Source organism: Paenibacillus sp. FSL R10-2778 (genome assembly GCF_038593035.1).
In the GTDB taxonomy this organism is placed as follows: Bacteria; Bacillota; Bacilli; order Paenibacillales; family Paenibacillaceae; genus Paenibacillus_AQ; species Paenibacillus_AQ odorifer.
This window is the reverse complement of record NZ_CP151956.1, coordinates 1,533,588-1,551,295: the sequence shown is the minus strand read 5'-3', so window position 1 is coordinate 1,551,295 and position 17,708 is coordinate 1,533,588. Positions and strand designations below refer to the sequence as shown.

The window sequence follows — 17,708 nt, the reverse complement described above, 5'->3', positions numbered from 1 at the left end:
AATAATGATGTTTTATTGCGTATATTGTGATCAATCTGAAAGGGGCAGTTCCAATGAAGCATGCCCAGTATTATGAGCCGTTCGATGGAGATATTCTGGCAGGTATCGGAAATTCGCCGATCTCACCTACCAGGGATTTCCACATCCATGACCACTATGAAATTTTCCTGTTCTTGGGCGGCAAGGTGAACGGTTTTGTAGATCAGTTCAGCTATCCCCTGCAGCGGGGCAATGTCCTGTTGTTCAACAATCACGAGATTCATAAAATCATCAATTTATCTCCGGAGCCCTATGAACGGTTGACAATCCATTTCAAAGCTCCGCTTGTCTATCCCTTCTGTACCGCATCTACAAATCTGCTCGCTTGTTTCCAGAACCGCCAGCCCGGAGAGCATAATCTCGCGCAAATGGATGAACCGCTGATTGAAGAGTATACAACCCTTGCTTCCCGCCTGATTGAGACATTAGAGAATCAGCAGTACGGGAGCGAAGTTCTGGCTCTGACCTACCTGGTTCAGATCCTCGTCCTCATCAATGAGCTGTACAGCCGCACCCGATCTACCGTGCCCAGCATCATTTCCTCACATATTCAATCAGCCATGAGCTATATCGACAACCACTTGCATCTAAATCTGTCACTGGAGCAAATCGCTGGAGAACTGAACGTCGATAAATATTATCTCAGCCATCTGTTCAAACAGCAGACAGGCGGAACCATCTACCGTTACGTCTTGCTCAAAAAAATTGCGTTATCCAAGCAGCTCTTGTCCGCCGGGAACTCCGTATCCGATACCTGCTATCTGTCCGGCTTTAACGATTATGCCAATTTCATCCGTACCTTCAAGAACATCACGGGCATTCCACCCGGAAAATATAGTAAAAGAAGCTGAGCTTTAAAACTCAAATTCAAGGATTTTTCAAAAAAAGATGCAATCGCTACTGCGGTGAATAGTTGGACTTCCGGCCGCTGTTTTCCTAAGCACTCCCCCGCCTCTCCAAATCTATAAAGAACCTGGCAGCCCGCTTAATGCAGCCTGCCAGGTTCTTTGAAATGCTACTTACAAATATCCCAGCAGATTGGAGATAACTTGCGCACCTTCGGCACGGGTCATCGTCTCTTGTGGCGCGAATTGCTTATTGCCGCGTCCCTTGATCAGTCCCGCCTGTTCGGCGATGTTTGCTGCGTTCTTCGCCCAGTCATGAATCCGGGAATAATCACTGAACGATCCTACAGCAGGTTCATTGGTCTCGCTTCCCTGCAAATATTCATAAGCACGAACGATCATCACAGCCATTTCCTCGCGGGTAATGCTCTGATCCGGGGCGAACGAATCCGCACTGCGTCCGAGCACGATACCCGTTCCGCTAACAGCTGCCACGGCTTCGGCATACCAGGCTTTGGAATCCACATCACCAAATGTTGCATGGCTTCCTGCCTTAAGCCCAAGCGCGCGTGCAATCATAGCAGCGAATTGTGCCCTAGTTACATCCCCTTGCGGATTAAACTCCGTACTGGAAATGCCTTCAATAATATGCTTCGCAGCCATGGTCTTAATCACATTGCTGGCCCAGCTATCACTGCTGACATCTGTGAACAGCTTATCGTATTCCAGGACTGCATACTGGCTGAAATGCCGTATTTCAGCAGTCCATTTACCATTAGTCAACGTTCCGCCCATGAATTCAAGCGCACCATTTGCAGAAATATAGTAGCTGCCGAGCAAGCTTGTATTGGCATCCGGATCTACGTTGAACGTAAGTGTCAACGGTTTATCAAAAGCAGTTACCGTTACAGCAGTGCCGTTGGCAGCAACAACCTCCAAGCTGAAGTTAATCACATCACTCGCCGCAGATAAATGTACGGAACCATTAACAGCCGGATTATTGATTAACTGTTCCACAGCATCTCTGGATACCTTCACTGCTGAGAGCTTAATTTGCGCCCCCTCCGTTTGACCTCCAGTAGCTTTTTCTTGAATGCTCTTCAGCACTTCTGGGGTCAGATCGATAGCAACCTTACTCCAAGCCAGACGTAGAGTGTTCTCTCCGATGATTCCTGATAGTCCTGCTGGAAGGAGCACGGATTCTGTAGCTTCAGTAAGCTGAACCGTTATTACTCCTCCAACCGGTGCCGTGAAATCCTTTGGATCAAGAACCTTTTCGGTCTGCGGCAGCGGTGTTGGCGTTGGGGACGGGGTGACTGCTGGTGTCGGTGCTACCGTCCACACTGGTGCTTCCGTTGGCGCCGGCGTAGATGTTGGTGCTGTTGTTGGCTCCGGTTCCGGCGTCGATGTCGGTGTTGGTGTTGGTGTTGGTGTCACTACCGGAGGTTGCTCTGCTTCGCCCACTGTCACGGTTCTAGTCACTTCGATAGCCGCGTTGCCCGCCGCATCACTCACATTATAATGATAGGTGTAGATGCCTGCCGCCTTAGTGTCCAGTGCCAGCACATTCTCCTCATTCTTCGTAATCGTTGCTACAATGTGCTCCGTAATGTCGCCGTCACGGTCATCTACCGCTGTCGCTCCGGCATCCATATAGCTTGCGCCATTTTCCAGTTGAATGGACGGTTCACCAAGCAGTGTAATCACCGGCTTCATTACATCCGGATCAAGTGCAACGACTACTTTTCTTGTCACTTCTTCAGCCTCATTGCCCGCAGTATCGCTGACATTATAATGGAAGGTATAAATATCAGCTTTCGCTGTATCGAGAGCAGTCAACCCGTATACTTCACTGCTAACTGTTGTAGTTATACGGTCTGTAATATCACCATCCTTGTCATCATAAGCAGTCGCTCCTGCATCTGTATATTCAGAACCGATGTGCAAATTCACTATTGCATCACCTAACAGAGTAATCAAAGGCTGAACAGTATCCGGTTCCGGCAGCTTGATTGTTCCGCTCACCGAACTGTCCGCTGTGGCCTCTCCCTTACTCAGTGATACCGTAAAGCTGAAGCTGCCGTTAGTCTCATCGGTTGCTTCTTGGAAGGAAGACAAGGTAATCTCACCGATCGTAACTCCGGTATCATTGAGACCGGGCAGAGCGCCTATCGTCTGCAGCAGCCAAGTCTGGACAGCTTCTTCGCTGTTTGCCGCTTCCTTCTGCACGCTGTATACCGCACCTTCTATGATACTCTTAGCCTCATTTACAGCCTGCTCATTAGCAACGCTGGCTTTATCTCTAGCTACAGCCACATAGCTGATCAATGCAGCCTGATTGCCTGAATACGTATTGTTTATTGAGTATTTCACACTACCGCTCACCGGAAGCGAAAAGTCATAGTTAATCATAGCGCCATTAGGACCTGCGACGAGGCCGGTTCGGACCGGTTTGGTCACTTCTTTCCCTTCAGCGTCAATATAGCTGAGCGTAATATCCATCGTGCGGTTGGTGTTGTTCCACCAGTCCCGATGGAATGACGTAATCGTATATTTGCCTGCGTTCAAAGGGAGCAGGTATACAAGTGGATTATTTTTTGTATCGGAACCATAAACACCTGTCTGACTTTTATCAGAAGGAACTACAGCGCCACCAAGCCCCTTGAGGAGGTACTTAGTACTGGTATGCCCCCATACGCCATTGCCTGTCGAAGGCTGATCCGCCTTGTTATTAAGCAAGCTGTCACCTACAAAATCCTTGATTAACGTATACGGCGGCGTGATACCGTCCACCGATACACCAGCATCGAGGAAGTATAAGAGCCCCTCCGGCACCACTTCCACATAACAAGTTGTTTTCAGATTTCCATAAGTACCGGTTACAGCTACCCGTTCATACGGATTGTTGAAGCTGGCCGCATTTACATTCCACTTTACTGATACCAGCAATTTGGATCCGTCTGCCCGAGTGGCTTCCACCTTGTCTGGAAGATTCGGCAGTTTTCCAGCATAAGTAGCCAAATCCTGAGGAGCGACAAGCTCCCGTATATCTCCCGTAGTCAACTGGTTCTGGGCGGAGATCAGGCGTGCTTCAAGCTGAGTAACTCCTTCCTGATCCAATTTGTATAAAATAGGATTATCCAGTGCTTCCTGTGCAGCGCTCTGTGCATCTACGAAGAGCTGCCAGTCTCTGTCCGAATATTCATCCTTTTTGTTCATTTCTTTCGCGGCTGTTACCGCCGCCTGAAGAGCAGCAGTATCTACAGTACCGGTTACTTCCCCGGAAACAACCGCCACCGCGTCGACAACCAAGGTGCCGCTTACCACCTTTATCTGCACATGGTGCTGGCCATATTTAAGCCCGCGGAGTGCGTACGTCTGGTACAGCTCCTTGGAAGCTAATGTATCAGCCGATAGAACAATAACTTTTCCGTCCACCGTTACCTCAAGCTTCGCCGATCCGTTATTCGCTCCTAGAATATCCAGTCCGGTGCCTTCAAACGTATATTCCATTGCAGCGTCTACAGCCTGGCTGGTAGAAAGAGAACGCTGGTAAATGTACATGCCCGCTCCATTTATATGGCTCCACGACCCGGTATATATCAGTTTAGGGTTCGGAGCCGCAGCCAGGTCATACATCTCAAGATTGTCTAGAAGCTCTGAATAATACGGCGTGTAGCCCTCAACCTTCTCCACCTTCAAATTATCGAAGCGGACGTGATAGTAGCCGCTGGCCAGATCTACCCGGCCGGACAATTCAGGAGTAGGATCGGTATAGGAAGCCAGCTTCACCCCATCCAGATAGGCAGTCACTTTATCGCCCGTAACCTGAACGGCAATATTATGCCATGCGTCATATGCGGTATCGAATCCGTCGATCTTCACGCCGCCGGAACCGTTCGCGGCATTTCCGCTCGCAACTGCGCTATTGTTGACCAGCAGCTGCCAGCCGCCGTCGAACCAGAATTTCAGCACATACGGTGTACCGGTTATGGAGTGGGAACTGCCACCTCCCTGATAACGGGCGCCTATCGCAGCATAATTGGCTCCGCCCTGAGTATTGTTTGTTTCGAACGAAACATCAACACTGGCCTTGTAGTTCATCCACCGGTTGTCGCCGATGGCCGTTACGGGATCTCCGCTGTTCCATGTGCCGCCAAGTCCCATGGTTCCCGTGTCCAGCTGCTGCCGCAGGATATAATTGTCTGACCCCTCCGGAAGATAGGCCTCAAATGCCCCGTTGCGGTCATGGGTATAACGCGGGATAACACTTTGGGAACCGCCGCGGGATTCGATATAACTCTGGGTACCCTCAGATTGACCACCTGCACCAATCTTCACAACAGTCTGCTTGGAATAGTCAAAATCATCAGCGTACAAAATGTTGTCCACAGTACTGTGTCCCGCTCCTGTAGCATCAGTATCCAGTACGGTACGCTCGCCTTCTACAGGCAGCGGTGTATTATATTCTTCTTTGTCCTTGTTCTTCAAAGTAGACACAGTCACGGTCGAATACGGTTTAACCTTAACGGTATACACCCCGCTGCCATCAGCAGTGACATCACCGAGATACTGCATATAATTGCTGTTGAACGCTTCTCCTGCATCAGCGGCACGGGTTTCCCATACTTCCATGGATGGATTACCCGTATAAGCCATATTGACTGTCTGCAGTTTGTAGATTTTGGAATACTCGCTATCGTTCACGATAACCGTCGAGAAATCTTTTTTATCAGGTGCTGCAAGGGTTATATAGCTAGGGGAACCGTTGCGGCCGCTGACCGGATTGGTGCCTGTCGCACCTGTAGAGCTGGCTTGAGGAACCGCTCGCCAGATCCCAGCAGTATTATCCTCGTTCTCCCAGCCTACATTCGCAAACCAGCTGTAATGCTGCAGAGTGACAAGACCCGCATCATAATGAATCCATCCCGACCACGGATCGCGCATGCTGACCAATTCCTTGAAGGAATATTGTCCGCCTTCATAAAAGGAACCAATGGCGGGTTGGTAAATAAAGTGTGTCCGGCGGGAGTTAACGAATCCTTTAATAATCGTGTTACTCATCTCCAGCGGACTGCCGACACCACCAATTCCTGTTCCTGCCACTGTAGGATCTTTCATATTGTTGTTGGGACGGAAAGAGGAATTACTGAAGGTAGACTGCGCCTCGCTGTTCCAAACCTCAATATCATATTGTTCTGCAAGTTTTTTGAAATTGCCTGCGCTGTCGTCGTCCGTGTTGTAGTGGTATCCAGCGATCGGCACGGCTTCCCGCAGAGAAGGATCACTCACCATACTGGCACCGAAACTGCCAATCCCGACTTCATCGGATATCACAGACTTGATCCGGTTGTACAGTTCCCGCTCTTCGGTGCTGTTGAAGCCTTCGCTGTCAGTCTTGACTCTCTCAGCGTACTGTTTGGTCCACGCCAAATCTGGAGCGTGCTCGTTGATATAAGGATTAACGTAATCGGCCATATAACCGTATTCACGATAAGCGGCCAGAATGGTTTTTTTGTACCAGGTATAGATTTTGTCGTTGTTATTCGCCCAGGCCGGAGCACTCCATCGCAGGATGCTCACTTTAAGATCAGGGTTCACTGCCTTGGCATCTGCGGCAAGCTGGAAGCCGGGATGCCGGGTAACATTTGCCTCTTCATCGGCCGTACGCATAGTCGCCGGGTCAGGTCCCGTGGAGTTATTGCGGTCATTGCCCATCTCGATTTTCACATGCGTCATGAGCGGATGTTCTCCACCAAACAAGATCTGTAGCATTTCTGCATAAGCCTCTGGATGCTCTGACTTATAGTCCATCAAAAGCGCACTGGTGCTGTTAGCGCTTAGTACGCCAAATCCCTTGAATGTGAGGCCGTTGACATTGTCAGCTTGGATATCGTTGCCGTCAAGCAGAACCTTGACCATAGAAGCTGCGCTCTGTGTAGCCTCTTCGATCTGTTTCTTGATTCCGCCCTTGGCAACGGCGAACCAGCTCAAAATAGGTTTTTCGTCAGCAACATAGGCGTAAGTCAACGTCATTGGACTACTAACGTCAATGTCTCCAGGAATGGTGAATTCGCCGGAAATTAGCTTAGTCACATTAGTGTTGAACTGGTCAAACAAGATCGTCTTGGTTGCCCCGATAGCATCCTTATACTCGATCTGAGGACGTATTACACGGGAGCGGCTGCCGTACCAATCATGGAAACCGCTGCTGAGCGTATAGGTTCCAGCTTCAAGCGCTTTTAATTTATACACGATATGATTGCTGGCAGGGTCGGCACGAAGTCCGACAGTCCATAGGGACGGATCGGTGGCTGGATCGGTAAGTCCCCCGTCTTTGGAATTCTTGACCTTGTTTACGGAATCATCAAATCCCCAGTCCGCCGTACCGCTGATATACTTCTGGTCGGGTGACTGGTTGAGCAAATCGCTGCCGCTCAGCGTGCGGACCGCTTCGTACAGCGGCGAGGAAGTAGGCCCGTTGCCTACGGAATCGCCCCCTCTGCCGCTATCCACAAAGTAAACCAACGGATTACTTGCGGGCGGAATAACTTCCACACTGGCTACGACCGGCCCCCCGTTTGCTGTACCGCTGACGGTCACGGCATCGTATGGCACGGCAAAGGTATCTGCTCCAATATTCCAGTTCACTGCTGTGCTCTGGCCTCCGATATCAATGCTGGCTGGCAGAGTAGTATCTGCAATTGTTGTAGCCCCCATATGGGCGGCAGCGTAGATAGAATTTACGGTAGCAGCAGAGGCTGCAGGCAGAGTGAATGCCGGAAACATCCCAACTACGAGCGCAGTAGTCATCGTTATTGAGAAAAGCCTTTTTCGAACGTGCTCTCTGTTCATTCTCTTCTCCTCCTTTGATGGCCAATAATAAAAGAAAGCGTATTCATTTTATTGTTAAATGAATAATTACTAGAGTTATACAGACCCCTTTGACTTATAAAAAAACCTGGCAGCCTATGAAGCATGCAACTGCCAGGTCAAATACGGTTCTAGCCCTTAATGCCCGATGCTGCAACACCTTGTACAAAGTACTTTTGCAGAGCCAGGAAAACAATTACAACCGGAATAATGGACACCACACTCGCGGCCATAATCAGGCCATATTCGGCGGAATATTGCGAGATGAACATTCTTAGTCCGATTTGGATAGTCTTGAGTTTCGTATCTGTCAGATAAATCATTGGCCCTAGGAAGTCATTCCAGGTAGCGACAAAGGTGAAGATCGTCAATGTAGACAATGCTGGCTTGGACAACGGCAGCATGATTCGCGCCCAAATTCCATATTCGCTCAAGCCGTCAATACGGGCAGCCTCGCATAATTCATCCGGAACACCTTGATAGAACTGGCGCATCAGAAATACTCCAAATGCCGAGAATGCCTGCAGCAGTATGATTGCCAAATGCGTGTTGTTAAGTCCCATGTAACGCATCAGGATAAATTGCGGCACCATGTAAGCCTGCCAAGGGATCGCAATCGTTGCAATATATCCAAGGAATAGAATGTTTTTTCCCCGGAAATGCAGTTTGGAGAACGCGTACGCAGCAAAGCTGGAAGTCAGTAGTTGTAGAATCGTTACGATAATCGATAATTTCGCCGTATTGTAAATAAAACGGCCCAGCGGAATCCGTGTCCAGATATCCGCGAAATTCTCCCAGCGCGGATTCTGTGGAATCCACTGCATTGGGAAGGAAAACACATCTTTGTTCATCTTGAGTGAAGAAGACAACATCCATATATACGGAACCAGCATCGCCAGTACTGTCGCAAACAACAAAATATACACAAGAACCATAATGCTGATTCTAAGTCCTTTACTTTTACCAACCATATCTTTTGAATCCTCCTATTGTCCGTATTTCTTCTCGCCGCGGAACTGGACGATGGTGATGCCAAGTACCAGCAGAAACAATACAATGGCCATGGCGCTGGCATATCCGTAATCAAGCGAGCGGAACGCCGTATTATAGATTTGATACACCATAACCCTTGTAGAATCATTCAACTGGTTATCGGCGCCGGCAAATAGGTTGATAAAGATATCGTAGACTTTGAACGAATTGATGACTAGAATCATCAGAACAAAGAAAGAGGTAGGCGCCAGTTGAGGGACCGTCACATTGCGGAATCTTCTCCACGCGCCCGCACCATCAAGTTCAGCAGCCTCATACAATTCAGGGTTGATGCCCTGAAGACCTGCCAAGTAAATAACCATGTAATAACCCATGTTTTTCCACACTGTAAACAGTATTACTGTGAACATCGCCCAGTGTTTATCCGCTGCCCAGCGGGGAAGATCCTCCAGCGGGATACCGGTAAGGGTATGCAGGATATTGTTGATCGGACCCATCGTAGGACTGAAGATAAAGTTCCATACGGCAGCAACGGCTACCAGGGATGCTACATAAGGGAAAAAGAATACGGTTCTCATGAAATTGCGGGCCATTATCTTCTGATTAAGCAGAATCGCCAGCGCCAGCGCGACAATCATGGTGAACGGTACTACGCCAATAGTGTAAACAATGGTATTCCATAATGCTTTGTGAAATGTTGTATCTCTGATCAACCGGGTGAAATTGTCCAGCCCGATAAACTTCATTGGATTGGCCCCGTCCCATTTCACAAAAGCAAGGATAAAGGCAAAAAACATAGGTACCAGTGTAAACAGGGCAAATCCGATAAAGTTCGGCGCAATGAAGCTGTAAGCTACCAGGTTTTCCCGGACACCTTTTGACAAATGACGTTTAGGGATCTTTTTTGTACCCAATATGGTTTCGTTCTGCATTCTTTCTCCTCCAAACCTTCTAAAACTTTCCCCACAAATCTATACTCTTTAATATAAAAGGCGGGCTTTCACCCGCCCTTAGAACCGGCTCTCTTAAGGTTAATTATTCAAGAGCTGCTGTACGCGAGCATTCATATCATCCAAACCTTCGTCAATCGAAGCATTTTTAGTCATAATATTGTCATGCGCTTCATTCAAAATAACTTCGATGTCTGCGCTCTTTTCATGCATAGGCATTTCCAGATAAGTCTTAACAGTAGTCAGTGCCGCTTTGCTGTTCTCATCCGTAGGGAAGCCCTCGATGGAAGTAATGGAATTGATAACTTCATCATTCTTAATCGCTGGAATGGTTCCGGTGGAAGCAATGACTTTAGCGCCTTCTTCACCAGTCACGAATTTCATGAAATCAAGTGCGGCTTCTTTATGTTTGGATTTCTGATTTACAGCTAGGGAAGTAATTGTACCCAGGGTTGTACCGGCTTCCACACCATCCGGATGAGGGTATTTCGCAATGCCCCAGTTAGCCGATTGGGACTCGCCACTCTTCACTTTCTCAATCTGTGTAGCGATAAACCAGCTGCCCATGTTCATAGTAGCAACGGAATTATTGTAGAATACGCCAGAATAGTGCGTGCTTGAAGTCTTCAGTGTGGCGTAATCCATTACGATGCCGTCTTCCTGTTCTTTCAGGATCCGCTCATAGGTTGGCTTCAAGAAATCGTAGTTTCCGTCAACAACAGTGTTCTTGCCGTCCAGAATACCGAACAGTTGAACCGCACTACGCCAAGTATGGTAGTGAGCTCCGTACACTTTTTCAGAACCGCTGCCGGAAGTCATTTTTCTGGCCAACTCATCATATTGCTCGAATGTCATATCATTGCTTGGATATTCCACGCCTGCTTTGTCGAACAAATCTTTATTGTAGTAGAGAATCCAGAAATCGCTGCGGAAAGGAAGCGCATACACCTCATCGTTCACTTCGATTTGTTCTACAGTACCTCCATATACCGAAGGATCAATAGCGTTGCCACTCATAAAGCTTTTAAGCGGCTCCAGGTGATTCTGTTTCACAAGGTTCGAGTAGCCCGGAATATCTTTAATTGTAAGTACGTCCAGATCTGCGCCACCGGATAGTTGTGTGCTTAACATGGTCATATAGTCCGTCGACCCCAGATCGACATATTCGATCGTTACATTCGGATGCTCAGCTTTATAGGCATCGATTAGCGGCTTGTAGTAAGCGGTAGCTTCCCAATCCCACAAGGCCCATTTCAAAGTCACAGGCTCCTGGCTCGGTTCAGCGGAAGCGTTTGCAGAATTCCCCGTTGCTGGAGCTGTCGTTGCAGCAGCACCTTCGTTGTTGTTATTACCAGAACATCCAGCCAACAGACTCATGGAGAATACTGTGGCGAGGGTTATGCCATAGAATCTTTTCAGTTTCATTTAAATATCCCCTTTTCTTCTGATTGTGTAACTACGATCGGCTCTTCTGAGCTTAGTTCAAAGTTTATAGCTTTTTTCGCAAGAATGGCATGCATTATCAAACAAAGTTCATTCACTTTTCTGTGTTCTTCTTCCCTGCTCCGGTTCAAACCTGTAATTTTCTATCTAAAACATGTAAAATATTCAGCTTATGTACCTCCCCCTGTATCGGAACGCAGGAATATGCTATGGTATATGAAAACGCTTTATATGTTTTCACATTTTGTAGAGGAGTGTTAAATACGGTAAGAAAATCCACCATTAAAAGTCGCATTATTCTGCTCATGGCCGTATTCGCACTACTGATAGCGTCGCTGTTGTCTTTTTTTAGCTATGAATTAATTACTTATTATCAGCGTAAAACAACCATCCAGGCGACCGAGTTCAATCTGCAGCTGGTATCCCATATTATTGAACAGGATTTAATTGATCTGTCATCGCTGGCGATGACCTGCAGCACTAACTCTTCTACTAATACCCTGATTACAGACTACTTCAGCTCACCTAAGGCTAGCTCTAAGGAAGCAGTTAATGTATTCAACTCGATGCAGCAGGACTTCCTGAACAACCGCTCCAACAGCTATGCCCGCCGTCTGATTGTTACGGACAGCAACGGAAAGTTTCTGCAGGTGGATAAAACCGGCACCTCTGTTCCGCTTACCATACACAATATCGGTCAAATTACCGGCCTTAGCAATGATGCCGAGGAGAAATGGGACCGGGTGATCAAGGACCCGCTCTCCAACACGAACGGAATTCCTTTTGTTTTTCCTATTTACGGCAAAGGAGCTTCCCGCGTTGGAACAGTGTACCTGTTAGCGAATACCACTGTTATTACCGACAAGCTGAAAGGGTACTCCCTGCCGAAGAATTCCCGGCTGCTGCTGACGCTCGGCAATCATCATTATCAGCTCATCGGCGACCAGGTCATCGCCATTGCAGAGCCGTATGAACCGGTGGCCTATACCAATGATAAACCTGTCGGTCCGCAAACTGAGCTGTCCATGGTCAAGCTCGAGGACGAGAAAGAGAGCCATATCGTGGTATCTTATCCCGTACGCAGCGGAGTCATTCTGTCACAGACTTTATCCAATGACCTGTTCGCTCCCAAGACAAATATATGGATTCTGGTTATGCTCGGCGTCTGTCTCCTGGTTATTGTCTTAAGCGCTATCATTACGCTGTATCTGACCCGTACCATCAGTCTTCCGGTGGAAAAACTGAAGAAGCGGATTGATAAGATCGCCCAGGGCAATTTCCTGCTGGACCGCAATATCGAATGGAACAGCGAGCTTGGCGATGTCGGCCGGGGCATTAACCGCCTGTCCCAAGATATCGTAGCGCTTATGGACAGCCGGCTCGCTGACGAGAAACAGAAGCAGGAGCTGGAATACCGGATGCTGCAGAGTCAGATCAATCCCCATTTCCTGTACAACACACTGAATTCGATCAAATGGATGGCTACAATTCAGAATGCTACCGGCATCGCGGAAATGACCACTTCACTATCCAGACTGCTGCGCAGCATCGCCAAAGACAACCGTAGACTAATGCCGTTGAAAGATGAGCTGAGCCTGCTGGATGATTATTTTCTAATTCAGAAATATCGCTATGGCAGTACGGTCTCTATGGTAAAGGAGATTGACAACGAGGAACTGCTAACCGGCCTAATTCCACGATTCACGCTCCAGCCCCTGGTCGAGAACGCCATCTTCCATGGCATTGAGCCCAAAGGCAGAGGAGAAATTCTCATTAAGGTGGCCAAAAGTGGATTCGCCGATATTCTAGTTACGATTGAAGACAACGGTATAGGGATGAAGGAAGAAGAAATCTCCACGATTCTGTCGAATCCAGGTAATGGAAGCAAAGAAATGCCCGAGAATATTGGACTCCGCAGCGTAAATGAACGTTTGCGCCTGGCATTTGGGGATAATTACGGTCTTTCGATTGAGAGTGAGTCGGGCCAATATACCCGGATGAAGATTCTTCTGCCGTTCCTGCAAAAGGAATAGAGTAGCATATCAAGCAAGGATGTGATGGAATTGATCAAGTTGTTAATTGCTGATGACGAGGCGCTGGTCTGTATCGGCTTGCAGTCCATGCTGAAGTGGGAGCAATATAATATAGAAATTGTCGGCATTGCACACAACGGGGCTCAAGAGGAAGAAATGATTGACACCCTTCGTCCTGACATCGTAATCAGCGATATAAAAATGCCAATTAAAAGCGGCTTAGAAGTTGCCAATGCGGTACGCAAAAAACACGGCCGGCTTCCGCTGTTCATCATCTTAACAAGCTACGAGGAATTCGAATACGCGCGTGGAGCGATTGAAGTGCAAGCCACAGATTATCTAGTGAAGCTAGAACTGACACCAGAGGCACTTGATGCCTCCATTCGGAAAGCAATTTCCCAGTTGGAGGCTTTTCAAACCCTAGACAGCTATCCCATGCTTGCTCATAGAGGCAATCTACAAGCTCAACGCGATAAATTTTTCATCCGCCTGTTCAATAACTTATTCGCAAATAAAAACCAGTACCTTTTGCAGAGAGATGATTTAAACCTTGAGCTCAAGGAACCTGCTTATCTAGTCTGCACTTGCCGTATTTTGGGGCCAGACAGTGTCCCGCCCCGCGGCGATAAAATGGTTGCTCTGTGTTCAAGTACCGTCCAAATGGCCAAAGATACGCTTACTTCCATAAGACCTTGTTATGTGAGCAGTCTGGACTTGCGCAATTTTGCTGTAACCCTGCCCGTCAACGGGACGGATTCACGGCAATGGATGCCTGAGATTGAAATGCTATTGACCCATATGGCCTCCATACTCCATAACTACTTCAATGTAAGGATCATCGGCGCGATCGGCTTTGCGGTCGAGGATCCTTATTTGCTGCGGGAAAGCTACCTCGCTGCGCGAAAAGCGCTTCCTGCTGCGGTTAAAGCACAGTCGTTTGTGTTTTTTGCCGAAGGAGAGTCGCTGGAGCAGGATCATCTGTTGTTTGATTTCTCCGAATTGCGTACAGAGATCCGCCGTGCTTTTGAAGAAATGGATACCCAAGCTTTATACGCCATTATCTCCAAAATGATCGAAATCTTCGACGGCCGGGCCGACCTGCTGGTTCCCGCCACTGATGCCGCCTGCAACATTCTGTACATGGCCACTTCACTGCTCGCAGACGGTGAGAACATTGTGGAACAAATTTTCGAAAATGAACCGGAGGGCTACCGGGCTATCTACCAGATGCATACGATTGAAGAGATCGCTGGCTGGCTGATCCAGTTCCGGGACGGTTGCTCAGACATCCTCTCTACCCGCAGACAAAGCTACAAGGAGCAGCTCGTCAAAAATGTCCAAGAGTATATTAAACGAAATCTCGGAACTAAGCTCTCGCTCAATCAAGTGGCTGATGTCTTCAATTTCAGTCCCAACTATCTGAGCCACCTTTTCTCCAAGGTTGCCAAGGTCAACTATGTGGAATATATCACGGAGATCAAAATCACGACAGCCAAAGAAATGATGGCACGTGGGGAAGGTCGCATCTACGAAATCTCACAGAAGCTGGGATATGAGAGTGCCTTCTATTTCAGTAAAGTTTTCAAAAAGGTAACCGGAATTTCCCCCAGGGAATACATGCAGCAACTTAAAGCAGATTCACCATCTGACCGAAGCCTCGGAGTGAACAACCGTTCTTGAGATCAAGAGATTATTAAGAATAATCCCACTTCGCAAAAATAAAGCCAATAAATCTGCAAGGAGCAGGCTCTGTTCCTTACAGATTTATTGGCTTGCCATCACCCTCAGCAGCATCCCTAAGTATCACCCTTATTCCTGCAATTTTTTTATTTTTATTTTTAAACTAGCAAAATGCTAATACTCCGGTCTTTCTGCCCTAAAAGTCTACCAAAAAACCGCTTACGAGACACTTTCTCAGCTATTAAGACTGCTGTTCCCATATTGACTTTTCAACATATAGTAATTAAAATAAACAACGCACACTAAATATAGTATAGATACGATTTTTCAGAATTTATAGCTTATCCATTCAGTTTTCATACTATTTTCAATAGTTTTTAATATTTACAGGGGGACAGACACCATGCTAGTCGCGTATGATTCAAAAACAGGAAATGTCAGACGCTTCATCAGCAAACTTAAGTTGCCGGCTGTGCAGATTGAGGAGCATATGACGATTGATGAGCCCTATGTGCTTATTACATATACCACCGGCTTTGGACAGATTCCAGAAAAGGTGTCTACTTTCTTGAAGAACAATAATGCCAATCTGAAGGGCATCGCCGCCAGCGGCAATAAGAACTGGGGCGAGCTGTTCGCGCACAGCGCGGACTTGATTGCAGATCGGTATAACGTGCCCGTTATCGGTAAATTTGAGTTATCGGGTACATTTGGCGATGTAGAACGGATTAAACAGGAGGTGAGCCGGGTTGCGGCATATTGAATTAAACAACATGTTGATGAAGAGAGACGAAAGTGGCTTCTTTCAGCTAGACAAAGATCTTGAGGCAGTAGCCGAATTTATGCGGGATGTAGAGCGGCGGAGTCTGGTTTTTGCGAATACAAAAGCCAAGGTTGATTATATGATTGAACAGGATTTCTACGAGAATTTTTATGAACAGTACAGCACGGCGGAAATTGAAGAAGTCTACCAGATTACCCACGCCTACAACTTCAGTTTTCCATCTTATATGGCAGCTTCGAAATTCTACACGGATTACGCTGTAAAAACCAATGACCGCAAACAATATCTGGAGCATTACCCGGACCGTGTGGCGGCAGTCGCCCTTCACCTGGGACGCGGCAATGCCGATACTGCGGGGGTACTTGCCCGTTCGATGATGGAACAGCGCCTGCAACCTGCGACACCAACCTTCTTAAATGCCGGTAAGAGCCGGCGTGGTGAGCTCGTCTCCTGCTTCCTAATCGAAATGGACGACTCGCTCAATTCCATCAACTATGTGCTGAATACCTGCATGCAGTTGTCGAAGATCGGTGGCGGTGTGGCCGTTAACCTATCCAAGCTACGCTCCCGTGGTGAAACTATCAAGGGTGTTGAGGATGCTGCGAAGGGAATTATACCTGTACTTAAGCTGATGGAAGACGGCTTCTCCTATGCAGATCAGATGGGTCAACGTAAAGGATCAGGAGCAGCCTATTACAATATTTTTGGCTGGGACGTTCTGGAATTCCTCGACAGCAAGAAAATCAACGCCGACGAAAAAACAAGACTCAAAACCCTGTCCATCGGCCTGATTATTCCAAACCGCTTCTATAAGCTGGCAAAGGACAATGAAGCGCTGCATGTATTTGCTCCTTACAGTGTGTACAAAGCCTACGGCACGCATCTCGACGATATGGATCTGGATGACATGTATGATAAGCTGCTGGCCGATCCACGTGTCAAAAAGAAGAAAGCTATGAGCGCACGGGATATGCTGACCAAAATTGCCATGATCCAGCTGGAATCTGGCTATCCATATATCATGAACAAGAGCAATGCCAATGCGGCCCATGCCCTGAAAAACGTCGGTCAGATCAAAATGTCCAACCTTTGTACTGAAATCTTTCAGCTGCAGGAGACCTCAGAGATTGCCGACTACGGACAGGAGAGTACAATCCGCCGCGATGTAAGCTGCAATCTGGCTTCCTTGAACATTGTTAACGTGATGGAACATGGCAAAATCCGTGAATCCGTACATGAGGGCATGATTGCCCTGACCGCTGTTAGCGATATGACCAGTATTTCCAATGCCCCAGGCGTAGCCAAAGCAAACAAGGAAATGCACTCTGTCGGTCTTGGCGTCATGAATCTGCACGGCTATCTGGCTAAGAACAACATTGCTTATGAAAGCGAGCAGGCCCGCGATTTTGCCCGGACCTTCTTTATGACCATGAATTTCCACTCGCTGGAGAAAAGTATGGAAATCGCTGCCGCCACGGGCCGATCTTTCCATGGATTTGAGGCTTCTGATTATGCTACGGGAGCTTATTTTGAGCGTTACCTGACTACCGATTACCGCCCGGTTACCCCAAGGGTACAAGAGTTATTCGGAGATATTTATATCCCATCCCCAGCAGACTGGGAACAATTGCGGGATGCGGTAAAAACAAATGGCCTATACCATGCTTACCGTTTGGCGATTGCGCCAACGGCCAGCATTTCCTATATCCAAAACGCCACTTCAAGCGTTATGCCGATTGTTGAGCAGATTGAGACTCGGACTTATGCTAATTCAACTACTTATTATCCGATGCCGTACCTGCGGCCGGACAATGTGTTTTTCTATAAATCGGCTTACCAGATGGACCAGTTCAAGGTAATCGATCTGATCGCGGAAATTCAGCCCCATATCGACCAAGGTATCTCGACCGTTCTGCATGTTAACAGTGATGTTTCCACCAGAGAACTGGCCCGCTCCTACCTGTATGCGGCGCATAAAGGCTTGAAGTCGCTGTATTACACCCGGACCAAAAAGCTGTCCGTCGAGGAATGCCTCACCTGCTCGATCTAAAAGGAAGGCTATAGCCGC

At 47.7% G+C, this 17,708-nt stretch carries 9 protein-coding genes; 5 read left to right on the top strand and 4 right to left on the bottom strand.

The features are described from left to right. Positions 1 to 53: 53 nt before the first annotated feature. Positions 54 to 890 carry an AraC family transcriptional regulator gene (locus tag NST40_RS06815; protein WP_076185376.1) on the top strand — a complete coding sequence of 279 codons (837 nt, stop codon included), beginning with the start codon at positions 54 to 56 and terminating at the stop codon, positions 888 to 890. Between the two features lie 168 nt (positions 891 to 1,058). Here NST40_RS06815 and NST40_RS06810 read toward each other — a convergent pair whose 3' ends face one another. The 4 genes from NST40_RS06810 to NST40_RS06795 form a co-directional block, all read right to left on the bottom strand. Then, the gene (locus NST40_RS06810; RefSeq protein ID WP_143761898.1) at positions 1,059 to 7,739 is read right to left on the bottom strand and encodes an S-layer homology domain-containing protein; all 6,681 of its coding nucleotides are present in this window, start codon (positions 7,737 to 7,739) and stop codon (positions 1,059 to 1,061) included. 149 nt (positions 7,740 to 7,888) lie between these two features. Beyond that, positions 7,889 to 8,728 (bottom strand): carbohydrate ABC transporter permease, encoded by an 840-nt coding sequence (locus tag NST40_RS06805; protein WP_081383301.1) that lies wholly within the window; start codon positions 8,726 to 8,728, stop codon positions 7,889 to 7,891. Positions 8,729 to 8,743: 15 nt separating this feature from the next. After that, complete coding sequence (locus tag NST40_RS06800) at positions 8,744 to 9,682, bottom strand: sugar ABC transporter permease (RefSeq protein ID WP_036675858.1); 939 nt, start codon at positions 9,680 to 9,682, stop codon at positions 8,744 to 8,746. 99 nt (positions 9,683 to 9,781) lie between these two features. Next, positions 9,782 to 11,125 carry a sugar ABC transporter substrate-binding protein gene (locus tag NST40_RS06795; RefSeq protein WP_036675860.1) on the bottom strand — a complete coding sequence of 448 codons (1,344 nt, stop codon included), beginning with the start codon at positions 11,123 to 11,125 and terminating at the stop codon, positions 9,782 to 9,784. Between the two features lie 227 nt (positions 11,126 to 11,352). On the opposite strand from NST40_RS06795, the gene NST40_RS06790 reads away from it, so the two are divergent. From NST40_RS06790 to nrdE, 4 genes are all read left to right on the top strand, one after another. Continuing rightward, on the top strand, positions 11,353 to 13,176 hold the full coding sequence (locus tag NST40_RS06790) for a sensor histidine kinase (RefSeq protein WP_081383302.1): 1,824 nt from the start codon (positions 11,353 to 11,355) through the stop codon (positions 13,174 to 13,176). 30 nt (positions 13,177 to 13,206) lie between these two features. Beyond that, complete coding sequence (locus NST40_RS06785) at positions 13,207 to 14,856, top strand: helix-turn-helix domain-containing protein (protein WP_076185377.1); 1,650 nt, start codon at positions 13,207 to 13,209, stop codon at positions 14,854 to 14,856. Between the two features lie 403 nt (positions 14,857 to 15,259). Next, complete coding sequence (gene nrdI, locus NST40_RS06780) at positions 15,260 to 15,619, top strand: class Ib ribonucleoside-diphosphate reductase assembly flavoprotein NrdI (RefSeq protein ID WP_036675861.1); 360 nt, start codon at positions 15,260 to 15,262, stop codon at positions 15,617 to 15,619. Further along, positions 15,606 to 17,690: a class 1b ribonucleoside-diphosphate reductase subunit alpha gene (gene nrdE / locus NST40_RS06775; protein WP_076185378.1), complete on the top strand. Its 2,085-nt coding sequence runs from the start codon at positions 15,606 to 15,608 to the stop codon at positions 17,688 to 17,690. Before nrdI ends, nrdE begins: the two co-directional genes overlap by 14 nt. Positions 17,691 to 17,708: the final 18 nt, after the last annotated feature.

Bases quoted from the DNA above. Each gene is read 5' to 3' on its own strand.
- NST40_RS06815 (WP_076185376.1), top strand. From the start codon at position 54: ATGAAGCATGCCCAGTATTATGAGCCGTTCGATGGAGATATTCTGGCA.
- NST40_RS06790 (WP_081383302.1), top strand. From the start codon at position 11,353: ATGGTATATGAAAACGCTTTATATGTTTTCACATTTTGTAGAGGAGTG.
- NST40_RS06805 (WP_081383301.1), bottom strand. From the start codon at position 8,728: ATGGTTGGTAAAAGTAAAGGACTTAGAATCAGCATTATGGTTCTTGTG.
- NST40_RS06800 (WP_036675858.1), bottom strand. From the start codon at position 9,682: ATGCAGAACGAAACCATATTGGGTACAAAAAAGATCCCTAAACGTCAT.
- nrdI (WP_036675861.1), top strand. From the start codon at position 15,260: ATGCTAGTCGCGTATGATTCAAAAACAGGAAATGTCAGACGCTTCATC.
- NST40_RS06810 (WP_143761898.1), bottom strand. From the start codon at position 7,739: ATGAACAGAGAGCACGTTCGAAAAAGGCTTTTCTCAATAACGATGACT.
- NST40_RS06795 (WP_036675860.1), bottom strand. From the start codon at position 11,125: ATGAAACTGAAAAGATTCTATGGCATAACCCTCGCCACAGTATTCTCC.